This is a genomic window from Brevibacterium sp. ACRRH (assembly GCF_022346365.1).
Classification (GTDB): domain Bacteria; phylum Actinomycetota; class Actinomycetes; order Actinomycetales; family Brevibacteriaceae; genus Brevibacterium; species Brevibacterium paucivorans.
In genome coordinates this window covers 1-14,893 of the sequence record NZ_JAKRMN010000002.1, presented here as the reverse complement: position 1 = coordinate 14,893, position 14,893 = coordinate 1, and the positions used below count along the sequence as shown (strand labels likewise).

At 58.1% G+C, this 14,893-nt stretch carries 9 protein-coding genes; all 9 read left to right on the top strand.

Going from position 1 to position 14,893, the window contains the following annotated elements; translation table 11 throughout:
• The first annotated feature begins 9 nt into the window (after positions 1-9).
• On the top strand, positions 10-1,746 hold the full coding sequence (locus MHX53_RS02285; protein ID WP_239271131.1) for an amino acid carrier protein: 1,737 nt from the start codon (positions 10-12) through the stop codon (positions 1,744-1,746).
• Positions 1,747-2,029: 283 nt separating this feature from the next.
• The gene (hutU, locus tag MHX53_RS02280; RefSeq protein ID WP_239271130.1) at positions 2,030-3,724 is read left to right on the top strand and encodes a urocanate hydratase; all 1,695 of its coding nucleotides are present in this window, start codon (positions 2,030-2,032) and stop codon (positions 3,722-3,724) included.
• A 7-nt stretch (positions 3,725-3,731) separates the two neighbouring features.
• Positions 3,732-5,018 carry an imidazolonepropionase gene (hutI, locus tag MHX53_RS02275; protein WP_239271129.1) on the top strand — a complete coding sequence of 429 codons (1,287 nt, stop codon included), beginning with the start codon at positions 3,732-3,734 and terminating at the stop codon, positions 5,016-5,018.
• Between the two features lie 40 nt (positions 5,019-5,058).
• The gene (gene hutH / locus MHX53_RS02270; RefSeq protein WP_239271128.1) at positions 5,059-6,645 is read left to right on the top strand and encodes a histidine ammonia-lyase; all 1,587 of its coding nucleotides are present in this window, start codon (positions 5,059-5,061) and stop codon (positions 6,643-6,645) included.
• A gap of 119 nt (positions 6,646-6,764) precedes the next feature.
• Positions 6,765-7,985, top strand: a complete 1,221-nt coding sequence (locus MHX53_RS02265; RefSeq protein WP_239271127.1) for an allantoate amidohydrolase — start codon at positions 6,765-6,767, stop codon at positions 7,983-7,985.
• Positions 7,982-9,355: a formimidoylglutamate deiminase gene (locus MHX53_RS02260; RefSeq protein ID WP_239271126.1), complete on the top strand. Its 1,374-nt coding sequence runs from the start codon at positions 7,982-7,984 to the stop codon at positions 9,353-9,355. Before MHX53_RS02265 ends, MHX53_RS02260 begins: the two co-directional genes overlap by 4 nt.
• Positions 9,355-10,116, top strand: a complete 762-nt coding sequence (locus MHX53_RS02255) for an IclR family transcriptional regulator (RefSeq protein ID WP_239271125.1) — start codon at positions 9,355-9,357, stop codon at positions 10,114-10,116. The genes MHX53_RS02260 and MHX53_RS02255 overlap by 1 nt, the downstream gene beginning before the upstream one ends.
• Positions 10,117-10,464: 348 nt before the next feature.
• A complete protein-coding gene (locus tag MHX53_RS02250; protein WP_239271124.1) occupies positions 10,465-10,686 on the top strand; it encodes a hypothetical protein in 222 nt (73 codons plus the stop codon).
• 54 nt (positions 10,687-10,740) lie between these two features.
• Positions 10,741-14,893: YPDG domain-containing protein (locus MHX53_RS02245; protein ID WP_239271123.1), on the top strand; the 4,153-nt coding region annotated here is incomplete at its 3' end.

Here is a 14,893-nt window from a genome sequence, read left to right as displayed (position 1 = left end):
ACCGAATTTATGAGTCATCATTTATTTGCAGCCGCGGCAAACGCGGCTCCGTTTGGTTCGGAAAACCTGCTTTCAATTGACGTTCTCGCTGAGTCTGCAGCTGCAGCTGAAAAGTCGGGCGTTGACCAGTTCCTCGACAAAGTATTTGCCCCATTCGCTCAAGTTCTTTCAGACATTGTGTTCTTCGCGCTACCGCTCCCCGGTGGTGCTGAACTCCCCTTGATTGTTGTGTGGCTGATGGCCGCAGCTATCTTCCTCACCGTGTACCTGCGCTTCCAGCCCATTACCGGTTTGACGCACTCGCTTGAGGTAATCCGCGGAAAGCTGACGCGTAAGACTGACCCGGGTGAGGTTTCATCTTTCCAGGCTTTAGCAACTGAGCTGTCTGGAACCGTGGGACTCGGAAATATCGCCGGTGTGGCTGTCGCTATTTCCGTTGGTGGGCCGGGTGCCGCCTTGTGGATCATCTTGTTCGGCTTTCTTGCCATGAGTGTGAAGATGGCTGAAGCCACGCTTGGTGTGAAATACCGCGTTGTCCGCGAAGACGGATCCACCGCCGGTGGTCCAATGTATTACCTGAAGGCCGGTCTTGCAGAGATCGGTCGCCCAAAACTGGGTAAGTTCCTTTCGACGTTCTACGCCATCGCTGCTCTCATTGGTGTGTTTGGTGCGGGAAACCTGTTCCAGGCAAACCAAGGTGCCGCGGTTCTCGTGAACGCCACAGGTGGTGAGTCCAGCTGGTTTGCCGACAAGCTGTGGCTCATTGGTGTGATCATGGCGGTTTTGGCTGGTCTTGTGATTATCGGTGGAATTAAGAAGATTGCTGACTACACCTCGGCTATTACTCCGCTCATGGCGATTTTGTACATGATCGGAGCCGTCGCTGTGATCCTGGTGAACTTCACAAGCATCCCAACGGCGTTTGGTGAAATGTTTGCTGGTGCGTTCACTGGTGGCGGTGTTGCTGGTGGTGTTGTTGGTGTGGCCATCATTGGTATCCAGCGTGCGTTGTTCTCGAACGCTGCCGGTGTTGGTTCAGCCGGTATGGCTCACTCGGCTGTGAAGACTTCGCGTCCGGCGACCGAAGGTTACACGGCTATGTGGGAGCCTCTGGTTGACTCGGTGATCGTGTGTACGTTGACCGCGCTGGCCATCATTACCACTGGCTTGTACAAGCAGGAGAATGACGGTTCGGACGCTGCTGGTGTTGAACTGACCTCGAGCGCTTTCAGTACTGTTGCTAGCTGGTTCCCGGTTCTGCTCACCATCTGTGTGGTTCTGTTCGCGTTCTCGACTGTTCTGTCGTACTCCTACTATGGCCAGAAGGCGACTGACTTCTTGACCGGTGGTAGCGAGGTTGCTCAGCGTGTATTCCAGGTTGTGTGGATTCTGGCGATCGTTGTTGGTGCCTCGATTGGTCTGGAGAGCGTCGTGATGTTCTCTGACGCCATGTTCTTCCTGATGAGTGTGCCTAACCTGCTGGGTATCTACTTCCTTGCGAAGGTTCTGCGTCAGGAGATTCTGCACCACAAGGTTCGTGCTGACACCGGCACGCTGCCTGAGATTCCTGAAGACCTCCAGGTTGGTCTGCGTGACCACGAGCCCACGCAGGAACAGGTGTCCTCCGAGGCCAAGCGTATTGCTGCGGATGAAGCTCGGGAGGATCGTGTTCGTCAGGCTTTCCATGAGAAAACTGAGGAACGCGCCCGAGGTCGTCGCATGTGGAAGCGCGGTCGTAAAGACTGACCGTGTGGCTGAGTTTCGATAACTCGCCAATTTGCATGGCTGTGTGTAGGTAACCGCGCGACCAAACAGCGCGGCCAAACAGCGCAAAGTGAGCGGTACGGCGCAATATAATGCGCCGTACCGCTCACTTTGCGCCATTAGCCTGTCCAGCATTTCGGACAGTAACAGTGTGGTGCCCGTCGCATTTTCAGCGAAAACCGGAGACGATTGAACAAACTCCATGTGGTTTGCTCGGGTGCGTGAGCACAACCGGCACAACCAGAGAACAGCAGAAAGGTTCATCATGTCCTTTACACGTCACGACCCTTCGCGTGTGATTCGCGCGCCTCGTGGTTCTGAAATCACTGCTAAGAACTGGCAGGCCGAAGCTGCTAAGCGCATGCTCATGAACAACCTTGACCCAGAGGTTGCTGAACGCCCTGAAGACCTGGTGGTTTACGGTGGCACCGGCCGTGCTGCCCGCAGCTGGGAAGCATATGACCAGATCGTGTCCACTCTGGACGACCTGGAAGCCGACGAAACTCTGCTGATCCAGTCGGGTAAGCCTGTTGGTGTTCTCAAGACCCACGAATGGGCGCCTCGCGTGCTGATCGCTAACTCGAACCTGGTGGGCGACTGGGCTAACTGGGAGCACTTCCGCAAGCTCGAAGCTGAAGGCCTCATGATGTACGGCCAGATGACGGCCGGTTCGTGGATCTACATCGCTACGCAGGGAATCCTCCAGGGAACCTACGAAACCTTCGCCGCTATTGCACGCAAGCGTTTCGACGGCACTCTGGCTGGAACCCTGACCGTGACCGCTGGTTGTGGTGGTATGGGTGGTGCGCAGCCGCTGGCTGTCACGCTCAACGGCGGTGCCTGCCTCATCATTGACGTTGAGAAGGAGCGCCTGGAACGCCGTAAGGGCAAGCGCTACCTGGACGAAGTTGTCACCGACCTTGACGAAGCCCTCAAGCTGGTCCTTGACGCGAAGAAGGAACGCAAGCCACTGTCCGTGGGTCTGGTTGGCAACGCAGCAGAGATCCTGCCTGCCCTGCTGGACCGTCCCGAGGCGGCAGAAGTTGACATCGTCACTGACCAGACCTCGGCTCACGACCCACTGTCCTACCTGCCCGTTGGTGTGTCCGTTGACGACTGGCAGACTGAAGCAGAAGACGACCCAGAGAAGTTCACTCTGCGTGCGGAAGAGTCCATGGCTAAGCACGTGCGCGCCATGGTCGAATTCCAGGACCGTGGAGCTGAAGTATTCGACTACGGTAACTCGATCCGTGACGAAGCCCGCAAGGCTGGCTACGACCGCGCGTTTGAGTTCCCAGGCTTCGTCCCTGCCTACATCCGCCCACTGTTCTGTGAAGGTCTTGGACCATTCCGCTGGGTAGCCCTGTCTGGTGACCCTAAGGACATCGAAGTGACCGACAAGGCGCTGAAGGAACTGTTCCCTGAGAACGAATCCTTGCACCGCTGGTTGGACGCAGCTGCTGAGTACGTGGAGTTCGAAGGTTTGCCTGCTCGTATCTGCTGGTTGGGCTACCGCGAACGCGAAAAGGCCGGTCTGCTCTTCAACAAGCTGGTTGCTGAAGGCAAGGTTTCGGCGCCTATCGTCATTGGTCGTGACCACCTCGACTCCGGTTCGGTTGCTTCGCCTTACCGTGAAACCGAAGGCATGCTTGACGGCACCGACGCCGTGGCCGACTGGCCACTTCTCAACGCTCTGGTGAACACCTCGTCGGGTGCCAGCTGGGTGTCGCTGCACCACGGTGGTGGTGTGGGTATGGGTCGTTCGATCCACGCCGGTCAGGTGTCGGTTGCTGACGGAACTGAGTTGGCGGCTGAGAAGCTTCAGCGCCTGCTCACCAACGACCCAGGTATGGGTGTTCTTCGCCACGTGGACGCTGGTTACGACCGCGCTGTGGAAGTTGCTGAAGAACGTGGCATCCGCGTCCCTGCAGTAGAAAAGTTGAACAAGCGAGCAGACTGAGGCATTCATGCTGATCATTACGAACATTTCGGAACTGGTCACCAACAACCCGGCCCCTAACGCAACCCCCGCTGACCCGCACAGCGACTTCCTGGGTGTCGTCACTGACGCCACCCTGGTCGTTGAGGACGGCAAGGTTGCGTGGGCGGGTCCCACCTCGGACCTGGAAGCGGGGCACCCGCAGGCCGCCGAGGTCGTTGCCACCCAGGCGCCACAGGCACCCTCTGAGGTTGAAGACGGCGCTAACCACCGCGTGATCGACGCGGCAGGCCAGGCGGTCATCCCAGGGTTTGTGGACTCCCACAACCACACGGTGTTCGCCGGTGACCGTTCCGAAGAGTTCGCGGCACGCATGGCGGGGGAGTCGTACTCCGCCGGTGGTATCGCCACAACTGTGAAGGCCACGCGCGCTGCAAGTGATGATGAGCTGGAAGCGAATCTGGTACGACTCATGCGTCAGGCCCAGCACTCGGGTACCACCACGTTTGAGGTGAAGTCGGGGTATGGGTTGGACGTTGAGTCGGAACTCAAGGCACTTGAGTTGGCTTCGCGTCACACGGATGAAGTGACACTCATGGCGGCTCACGTGGTGCCCGCTGAGTTTAAGGATGACCCGGACGCCTACGTGGACCTGGTCATCAACGAAATGATCCCCAAGGCTACGACGCACGCCAAGTGGATCGACGTGTTCTGTGAAAAGGGCGCGTTCACAGAAGAACAAACGGCCCGCATTTTGCAGGCCGGTATCGAGCACGGTTTGCGCCCGCGTTTGCACGCCAACCAGCTCACCGACGGCGGTGCCCTGCAGCTGGCAGCCAAGTACAAGTGCGCGTCTGCTGACCACGCGACTTTCGCCAGCGACGCCGACCTGGCAGCGGCAGCCGAGTCCGGCACAGTGCTGACCCTGTTGCCCAGCATCGAGTTCTCCACCCGCCAGCCCTACCCCGACGCCCGCCGTTACTTTGAGGCCGGCGTGACGGTTGCGATCGCCTCGGACTGCAACCCGGGAAGCGGGTTCTCAAGCTCGATCCCGTTCTGCCTGGCAATCGCGGTGCGCGACATGCACTTCACGGTGGACCAGGCGCTGTGGGCAGCCACTGAAGGCGGGGCAAAAGCCCTGGAACGTGAGGACGTTGGACACTTGCGCCCGGGCGCACGCGCCGACTTCTCAATCCTGGATGCCCCCAGCTACCGGTACCTGGTGTACCGCCCGGGCGTGCAACAGATCGGTGCGGTGTTCTGTGAAGGCGAATTGATCGCGTCCAACCCGCAACCGTACAGTGTTTCTGCATAAGTTTGCATGATGTAGTGCACCCCAACTGTCAGGAGTTTTGATGAACCCAATTGCGCTTGAACCCGATGAGCTAACGTTTGCGCAGGTGGTTGCCGTTGCGCGTGAGAACGCGCCGGTCGAATTGCCTGAGCACGTCCGCGAAGAGGTCGCAAAGACGCGCACCCACGTGGATGACCTGGCTCAGGCCCCCAAACCGGTTTACGGTGTGTCAACGGGCTTTGGTGCCTTGGCGCAGCGTCATATTCCGCACGATCTGCGCTCGCAGTTGCAGAAGTCGCTGATCCGTTCCCACGCCGCGGGTATGGGGGAGCCGGTGGAGCCCGAGGTGGTTCGCGCCTTGATGCTTCTGCGCGCCCGCACGCTGGCTACCGGGCGTACCGGTGTGAAGGTTGAAACGCTGGAAGCATACGTGAACCTGCTCAACGCGGGTATCACCCCGTGGGTGTACGAGCACGGTTCGCTGGGTTGTTCAGGTGACTTGGCGCCGTTGTCCGCATGCGCTCTGGTGGTCATGGGCGAGGGTTATGTCCACGATCCTGAAGGCGGTTCGGAACCGGTTGAGGCGGGTCCTGTTCTCAAAGCAGCAGGTATCACGCCGGTTGAACTGGAAGAAAAAGAAGGCCTAGCGCTCATTAACGGTACGGACGGCATGCTGGGAATGCTCATCATGGCGCTGTACGACTTGGAGAAGCTGCTCACCACCGCTGACCTCACGGCTGCGATGAGCGTTGAGGGTCAGTACGGTACGGACCAGGTGTTCCGTGACGAACTGCACCACCCGTTGCGCCCGCACCCAGGTCAGTCGGCCAGTGCGCGCAACATGCTGGACGCCTTGCACGCTTCACCAATTGTGAAGTCCCACTTTGATTCCACCCACTTGGTGCAGGACGCGTACTCGTTGCGGTGTTCGCCCCAGGTGACCGGTGCTGCCCGTGACGCTGCAACGTTCGCCGCTCAGGTGGCTGCACGCGAAATCCGTGCAGCTGTTGACAACCCAGTGGTGTTGCCTAACGGTGAGGTGTCGTCCAACGGTAACTTCCACGGTGCCCCTATTGCGCACCAGCTGGACTTCTTGTCCATTGTGGTGGCCGATGTCGCCTCGATTGCCGAACGTCGCACCGACCGTTTCATGGACCCTGCGCGTAACCAGGGACTCAACTCGTTCTTGGCTGATGACCCAGGCGTGGACTCCGGGCTCATGATCGCCCACTACACGCAGGCTGCCATGGTGGCTGAAACTAAGCGTTTGGCTGCGCCTGCCTCGGTTGATTCGATTCCGTCCTCAGCCATGCAGGAAGACCACGTATCGATGGGGTGGGGAGCGGCACGCAAACTGCGCACCGCGATTGAAAACCTCACCCGCGTGCTCGCGGTTGAACTGTACGCGGCAGCCCGAGCGATTGAGCTGCGCGAACCAGAACCGGGAGCTGTTACCGGTGCAGTGATCGCGGAACTCCGCAAAGACGTTCCAGGACCAGGCACTGACCGTTTCATGTCACCAGAGTTGGCTGCAACGTACGAGTTTGTGCGTTCGGGCCGTGCCCTTGAAGTCGCAAGCGGGGTCCACCAATTTGTGCATACGCTCACCGACACTGACGGAACTGTTCTTAACGGTTACGCACTGTAAATACTTAAGCGGCCCACTCCCACAGGGGTGGGCCGTCGCCTTATAGCCAGTCACCATTTATCCAGTCACCTTTTAACCACACATACATCCGCTTGATGCGCTGATGATTCGGAGGATCCATGTCAGACGTAGTTTCTCTTCTCAACGACATTCGCGACGTGGGGCGCGATCCGCGTGGCCCCGGATACATGCGACCCGGATTCAGCTCCACCGAACTCAACCTGCGCGAATGGTTCGTGGGCGAAGCGCAGGCACGTGGCTTGGACATCGAAATCGACCGCAACGGGATCACGTGGGCGTGGGTGACCGCCCCGGGCGACAATGCTGTGGTGACCGGCTCGCACCTGGACTCTGTTCCAGGTGGAGGTGAGTTTGACGGGCCGCTGGGGGTCGCCTCGGCGTTGGCAGCCGTTGACCAGCTGAAGGCGGACGGCCGGCTGGAACAGCTCAACCGCCCGCTGGCGTTGGCAGTGTTCCCGGAAGAAGAAGGGTCCCGGTTTGGGGTCGCGTGCCTGGGGTCACGGTTGATCACTGGCGTGATCGAACCGGATCGTGCGTTGGGGCTCAAGGATGCTGAGGGGAAGACTTTCGCCGAGGTGGCTTCCGAGGTGGGTCTGAACCCGGACTCGGTGGGGCAGGATAAGGAACGGTTGTCAAGGATTGGTTCGTTCCTTGAGCTTCACGTGGAGCAGGGTGTGGGTCTGATTGATATTGGGCAGCCGGTGGCCATTGGGTCCTCGATTGTGGGGCACGGCCGTTGGAGGTTCACGTTCGCGGGCCAGGGTAACCACGCCGGAACAACACCGATGACCAAACGTGCTGACCCGGTTGTTGCTGGTTCACAGGTCATTGGTTCGATTCCGGCTGTGGTGGCCGGTGTGGACGGTAAGGCTGTGGCGACTGTGGGCCGTACCATTTTGCACCCGGGTGGTACCAATGTGATCGCGTCGAGCATGGATTTCTGGCTGGACATTCGCCACCCGGATGACGGGGTTGTGGGTGCAGTGTTGCGCGCAATCACGCAGCGGGCGCAAGAAGTTGGGCACGACTTGGGTGTCGAGGTGACGGTAAGCCAGGAGTCATATTCGGCGACAACGCACTTCAACAGCGCGTTCAACCAGCGTCTGCAGGGAGTGCTGCCGGAGGCGCCGATTCTGGATTCGGGTGCGGGGCACGACGCGGGAATCTTGGCAGGGTTTGTGCCGTCTGCCATGCTATTTGTGCGTAACCCTACGGGTGTTTCGCATGCGCCAGAAGAAGCCTGTGAAGAAGACGACCAACGTGCTGGTGTGAAGGCGCTGGCTGATGCGTTGGCGATGGAAGCAGGAGTGCAGGCGTGAAAACTCTGTGGTTTGAAAACCTGTATGTAGACGGCCAGGTGATCAACAGCGTGGCCGTGCTTGTTGCCGATGACGGGTCTGTGGCAGAGATGCGGGCTGGAGTGAGCGCGCCACCTGAGGCTGTTACCTACAGTGGCTTGGCACTGCCGGGTGCGAACAACGCACACTCGCACGCGTTTCACCGGCTGTTGCGCGGGCGTACCCACGCCGACGGCGGGACCTTTTGGACGTGGCGAAAAGTCATGTACCGGGCCGCCGAACAGCTCACGCCAGAAAACTACTACCTGCTGGCACGCGCGGTGTACGCGGAAATGCTCACGGCGGGGTACACCTCGGTAGCGGAATTCCACTACGTCCACCACCAGGTAGGCGGCACTCCTTACGGTGGCCACGACATGGAGCTGGCGTTGGCGCGTGCAGCCCGTGACGTGGGGATTCGCCTGGTGTTGCTGGACACGTGTTATCTGACCGGTGGCATTGGGCAGGAGCTCAACGAGCAGCAGGCGCGGTTTAGCGACGGTTCGATCGACGGTTACCTGGAACGTCACGCGGGGCTTGCGACCGCGTTGGCAGATGACCTGGGTGGCGCTTTTGGCGGGCATTCGACGGTTGGGTACTCCGGTTCAGAGGACCCGCTGGTGACGCTGGGTTCGGCGATTCACTCCGTGCGTGGTGTGGCTAAGCCTGATCTGCCCGCGTTTGCTGGGCTGGACGGGCCGTTGCACGCTCACTTGTCTGAACAGCCGGCAGAAAATGAAGCGTGCCTGGAGCACTACGGTGTGACTCCGACCCGTTTGTTGGCCGATGCTGGTGTTGTGACTGACCGGCTGTCAGCGGTGCACGCCACCCACTTGACGGATGAGGACATCAGGTTGTTGGGGGATGCGCGTTCCGCTGTGGTCATGTGCCCTACGACCGAGGCGGATCTGGCCGACGGTATTGGGCCGGCTTCAGCTTTGGCTGGGGCCAGTGCGGTGATTTCGCTGGGTTCAGATCAGCATGTGGTGCTTGATCCGCTGTTGGAACTCCGGGCTTTGGAGGCTGGTGAACGGCTGGGTAGTGGTGAGCGTGGGCGCTTCAGCCCCGCTGAACTGATTGCTGCACTGACTTCTGGTGGTGCGTATTCGATGCACATTCGCCCGGGGGTGGGTGCTGGCGAGACTCAGGTGGCGGACTTTGTTGTGGTGGACACGGAGTCGGTACGCACGGCTGGTTCGGTTGGCGAACAGGTGGTGTTGGCTGCGACCGCTACGGATGCGACGCACGTGATCGTAGGTGGGCGAGAGGTGGCGGCTCACGGTGAGCACGCGCAACTGGGTGATGTGGCGCAGTTATATGGTGCTGCGTTGCGTGAGTTTGAGCTGGACTGATGTCTCAGGTTCCTGCGCTCAGGCGTGCAGTGGCTATTCTGCGTCATTTGGCTGCGTCGAATCGCCCTATTAGTGCAGGCGCAATTGCGCGGTCTGGGAATGTGCCCAGGTCTTCGGCATATGAGCTGTTGAATGTGTTGGAAGAGCTGGGCCTGGTCACCAAGGTTGATGCGGGCTACTTGCTTGGACCCGGGGTTGCGGAGTTGGGGAGCGCGTATTTGCGGATCAACCCGTTACAGCGGGTGGCGCAAAAGGACGTGCGGGCGCTGGCTGAGCGCGCGCGTGGAGTTGCGCAACTGGCTGTGATCCGCGGGTGGGAAACTGTGTATGTGCTCAAAGAGCAGTCGGTTCATTCGATGGCGGTGATTACGGCGGCTGGTGTGCATATGCCGGCATACTTGACTGCGACGGGCAGGGCAATCATGGCGACGATGGAAAAGCGGGATGTGTTAGCAGCGCTGTCGCGTGAGGTCGCGTTTGTGAACCGGACGGGGAAAGGGCCCAGGTCGGTTCATGATCTGATGGGAGAGCTGACTCGTGTGCGTACGCAGGGGTACGCGATTGAAACCGGTGAGATCACGCCAGGAGTGTGGACGATAGCGGCGCCTGTGTATGACGCGGCGGGACGGGCCCTGGCAGCCGTGGGACTGACGCTGCCGGACAGCGACTATTCACAGGACCGGGTCAGTGAAGCAGCAACGATGTGTACCCGTGCGGCATCCAACGTCACGCAACTCATTGGCGGGGGTTTGAAGACGTAGAGGCGGGAGTTTTTCGCTGGCTTGTTACCCGCGAGGAAACTTTTGGTCATTTTGTTCACATGATGGACGTTGACTGTGCGTTCCGTGGCGAAGACGGCTCGTTGCCTGCCCGTTACCCTTCTGACCAGCAAGTTTACTGATCGGTAAGGAGGTGAAGGTTGCTGTGACACCGCTGGGATCGCCTGTTTTATGCGGTTTGGGTGGCGGTTATTCATGAGCTGTTCAACATCTCCGCGGGTGAAGCGTCTTTATTTTGTTACGATTATGAACGACGTTTAAAGAAGTTTGTGCATTCACTGTGTGTGGGCATTGAGCAATGGTGCCCCGGCAAGAATTGGAAGGAAAAGAATGCGTCCAATATCACGTAAGCGGAGTCTCCGCGTTGCGGCAACTGGTCTGACTCTCGCAATGGCAGCGGCATTCGCGCCCGGTGCTGTCCCGTCTGCACTTGATGCCCCAGCGGCTGCGAATACGCTGCTCGAGCCAGACGCTGTCAATTCGCCTGGTGAAAGAAATGCACGGCAGACTGTCAACGGCAACGTCTACTGGGACCGTGAAGGAACCCAGTAGACTAAGTCGGGAATCGACACTCCTCTTGAGAACGTCACGGTCTACGCCCAGTGGATGGATGAACGTGTCAAGGGCTATACCGTTTCGCCTGTCTACAAGACGACTACCCGTGCAGACGGCTCATACACGGTGCACTTCCCAACCTATAAGGATGTGGCCGGTGTCGAGCACAAGTTCACCGCAAATCCATATCAGAAGCTACGAGTGTGGATCGAAAATCCAGATGCCGATCGCTTTCAGGTTTCCTTCCAGGAAGGCGACGGAGTATTCAAAGACTCCGTCAACCGGTACAACTCCACGTGGGATGTTGCAACGAACCGAGTTAACGAGCAAAACATTGCACTGACCGAACGGCCACAGACCTGGCTAAGCCTGCCTGAAGCGCAGCGTACTGAATCAGAGGCCGAACAGGACCGTGGAAATATCAAAGGGCGTGTCTTCTGGGATCAGCAAAATTATATTGGTGGCGGAGATGTTCCTTCATACAACTTTGCTCACGGCGACGTTGCCATTCCCAAAGCTAAAGTTATCGGGTCGTACCTCCGGGACGAAGTAGTCAATGTTCTGGAAAAGTGGAAGAAAGACAACCCTGGTTACACTCGCGAACAGTTTGTCCAAGCGCAGAAGGACGCAATAGCTAAGTTTGAGACCGACAATCCGGGTAAGTCGGCAATTGCTGAAACCGTGACAGCTACTACGGACGCCCAAGGACGGTACGTTCTTCAGTTCAAGGGTACGTATGGAGTCTCATCGACGAACATCGGGACTCTTCCAAATGAGGAAGCCAAGAAACTCTTCCACACCGTCGCCGACTCTGCCGCCGCTGGACGATGGGCCACATCGGGAGGAGACGTTGCTCAAGGCGTGGGTGCAGGGAAAGTCTCAAAGCACATCAACCGCGACTACGTATACGTGTATCTGGAGACAGATGAGTCTGCGAACGTCAACCCAGATAACTTCCGTCAAGCCTACTTCCAGGATCCAGCATGGGATGCACGGTATGCAACAAAGCCTGAGTATGGTGACATCGAAAACTCAGACTTTGCACTGAAGCCCTCAAAGCCGGGCTTTGATGTTGTTGATTACAACACCACCGACAAGCCTGCTTTCAAGGGCACCACGGTGCAGACCAGGACTGTTGGCCTCGTGCCGAATTCGCCGTACACCATCCAGTGGTACGACGCCGCCGGAAATAAAGTCGGAACCAAGTGCGATGTCACCACCGATAACTTCGGCGCAGCTAAGTCGTGCCCGCTGACCGTTCCGGACACTGCTAAGGCCGGAGACGTCTACACCGCTATGGTGCTTCTCCCTGACGGTACGCCGTACCTGGCTGATTCGTTCATTGTCCAGGACCCGATTGCAAATTCCATAGACCCCGAGTACGAAGACAAGCTGGTTGTTCCTGGTGAGGAAACGAAGTCGTCTCCGACCTTCACTGACGATGACGATAAGGACGTCAAGGCTCCTGAGGGTTCGAAGTTCGCGATTCCTGAAGGCTTCGAGGTTCCTGAGGGCTACGAAGTTTCGATTGATGAGAACACTGGTGAGATCACCGTTACGTTCCCGGACAAGTCGAAGCTGAACAAGGACACTGTCGAAGAGTTCTATGTTCCTGTCATGGTGACTTACCCGGATGGCAGCAAGGACGACGCTAAGGCGTTCTTCAATCTGGACACCGACGGTGACGGTGATCCTGACGTTACGGATCCGGATGATGACGGTGACGGCATCCCGGATGAGGACGACAGCAACCCGAAGGTTCCGAACGCGAACGATCACTTCGAGCCTGGTTATGAAGATGGTTCGGGTAAGCCTGGTGAAGATGTCAAGATCGATGCTCCGACCTTTAAGGACAAGGACGGTAAGGACACCAAGGCTCCTGAGGGCACCAAGTTCACTCCTGGTGAGGGCGCTCCTGAGGGTGTGACCATCGATGAGAACACCGGTGAGATCACGGTTCCGATCCCTGAGGATGCTAAGCCTGGTGACAAGATCACTGTTCCGGTTGTTGTGACCTACCCGGACGGCACCAAGGACACCGTTGACGTCACCGTCACGGTTGAAGAACCTGACGCTGAAAAGCCTGACTGGAAGGACGACAAGGGTAAGCCTGGCGACAAGGTCGAAATCCCGAACGAGGGCGGTCCGGTTCCGGACGGCTCCACCGTTGAGACGGAAGGCCCTGGTAAGGCTGAAATCGATGAAGACGGCAACCTCATCGTCGACATCGACAAGGACGCTAAGCCTGGTGACAAGATCGAAATTGTCGTCAAGGACAAGGACGGCAACGAGATCGACCGCGTAGTTGTCGAGGTTGAAGAAGATCCTGACGCTCCGAAGCAGGCTGACGAGCTCGAACCAGAGTACAAGGATGGCTTCGGCAAGCCTGGTACCAAGGCTCCGATTGATGCTCCAACCTTCACGGACAAGGACGGAAACAAGGTTACGGTTCCGGAAGGCACCAAGTTCAGCACCGACAAGGATGGTGTTGAAGTTGCTGAAGATGGCTCACTGAAGGTCCAGATTCCGGAAACGGCAAAGCCTGGTGACAAGATCACTGTTCCGGTTGTTGTGACCTACCCGGACGGCACCAAGGACACCGTTGACGTCACCGTCACGGTTGAAGAACCTGACGCTGAAAAGCCTGACTGGAAGGACGACAAGGGTAAGCCTGGCGACAAGGTCGAAATCCCGAACGAGGGCGGTCCGGTTCCGGACGGCTCCACCGTTGAGACGGAAGGCCCTGGTAAGGCTGAAATCGATGAAGACGGCAACCTCATCGTCGACATCGACAAGGACGCTAAGCCTGGTGACAAGATCGAAATTGTCGTCAAGGACAAGGACGGCAACGAGATCGACCGCGTAGTTGTCGAGGTTGAAGAAGATCCTGACGCTCCGAAGCAGGCTGACGAGCTCGAACCAGAGTACAAGGATGGCTTCGGCAAGCCTGGTACCAAGGCTCCGATTGATGCTCCAACCTTCACGGACAAGGACGGAAACAAGGTTACGGTTCCGGAAGGCACCAAGTTCAGCACCGACAAGGATGGTGTTGAAGTTGCTGAAGATGGCTCACTGAAGGTCCAGATTCCGGAAACGGCAAAGCCTGGTGACAAGATCACTGTCCCTGTGGACGTGACTTACCCAGACGGTTCGAAGGACACCGTTGACGTCACTGTGACCGTTGAGAAGCCTGACACTCCTGCGCCTTCTGAAAAGGACAACGAGAAGTTCGAGCCTGAGTACAAGGATGGCTTCGGCAAGCCTGGTACCAAGGCTCCGATTGACGCTCCAACCTTCACGGACAAGGACGGAAACAAGGTTACGGTTCCGGAAGGCACCAAGTTCGGCACCGACAAGGACGGCGTGGAAGTTGCTGAAGACGGATCACTGAAGGTCCAGATTCCGGCTGACGCTAAGCCTGGTGACGAAATCAAGGTTCCTGTGACCGTGACTTACCCAGACGGTTCGAAGGACAACGTCGACGTGACAGTTACTGTCACCGACCCTGACAAGAAGCCTGAATGGGGCGACGACGAAGGTGCACCCGGTGACAAGGTAACTGTCCCGAACGAAGGTGGCGACGTTCCAGAAGGTTCAACCACTGAAGTCGAGGGTCCTGGTAAGGCCGAAATCGATGAAAACGGCAACCTTGTCGTTGACATCGAGGAAGACGCCAAGCCTGGTGACAAGATCGTTGTCGAGGTGAAGGACCCAGAAGGCAACACGATCGACGAATCGACCGTGACTGTTACCGAACCGCCCGCCCCTGCTGAAAAGGACAACGAGAAGTTCGAGCCTGAATACGAAGACGGCTCGGGTAAGCCTGGTGAAGACGTCAAGGTCGAGAAGCCTGAGTTCAAGGACAAGGACGGTAAAGAAACCAAGGCTCCTGAAGGAACGAAGTTCACTCCTGGTGAGAACGCTCCTGAGGGCGTGAAGGTTGACGAAAACACCGGTGAAATCACCGTTCCGATTCCTGAGGACGCTAAGCCTGGTGACAAGATCACTGTCCCTGTGGACGTGACTTACCCAGACGGTTCGAAGGACACTGTTGACGTCACTGTGACCGTTGAGAAGCCTGACGCTCCTGCTGAGAAGCCGGACTGGAAGGACGACAAGGGTAAGCCTGGCGACAAGGTCGAAATTCCGAACACCGGTGGCCCAGTCGAGGACGGCACAACTGTTGAGACGGAAGGCCCTGGTA

Bases quoted from the DNA above. Each gene is read 5' to 3' on its own strand.
- MHX53_RS02285 (WP_239271131.1), top strand. From the start codon at position 10: ATGAGTCATCATTTATTTGCAGCCGCGGCAAACGCGGCTCCGTTTGGT.
- hutU (WP_239271130.1), top strand. From the start codon at position 2,030: ATGTCCTTTACACGTCACGACCCTTCGCGTGTGATTCGCGCGCCTCGT.
- hutI (WP_239271129.1), top strand. From the start codon at position 3,732: ATGCTGATCATTACGAACATTTCGGAACTGGTCACCAACAACCCGGCC.
- hutH (WP_239271128.1), top strand. From the start codon at position 5,059: ATGAACCCAATTGCGCTTGAACCCGATGAGCTAACGTTTGCGCAGGTG.
- MHX53_RS02265 (WP_239271127.1), top strand. From the start codon at position 6,765: ATGTCAGACGTAGTTTCTCTTCTCAACGACATTCGCGACGTGGGGCGC.
- MHX53_RS02255 (WP_239271125.1), top strand. From the start codon at position 9,355: ATGTCTCAGGTTCCTGCGCTCAGGCGTGCAGTGGCTATTCTGCGTCAT.
- MHX53_RS02250 (WP_239271124.1), top strand. From the start codon at position 10,465: ATGCGTCCAATATCACGTAAGCGGAGTCTCCGCGTTGCGGCAACTGGT.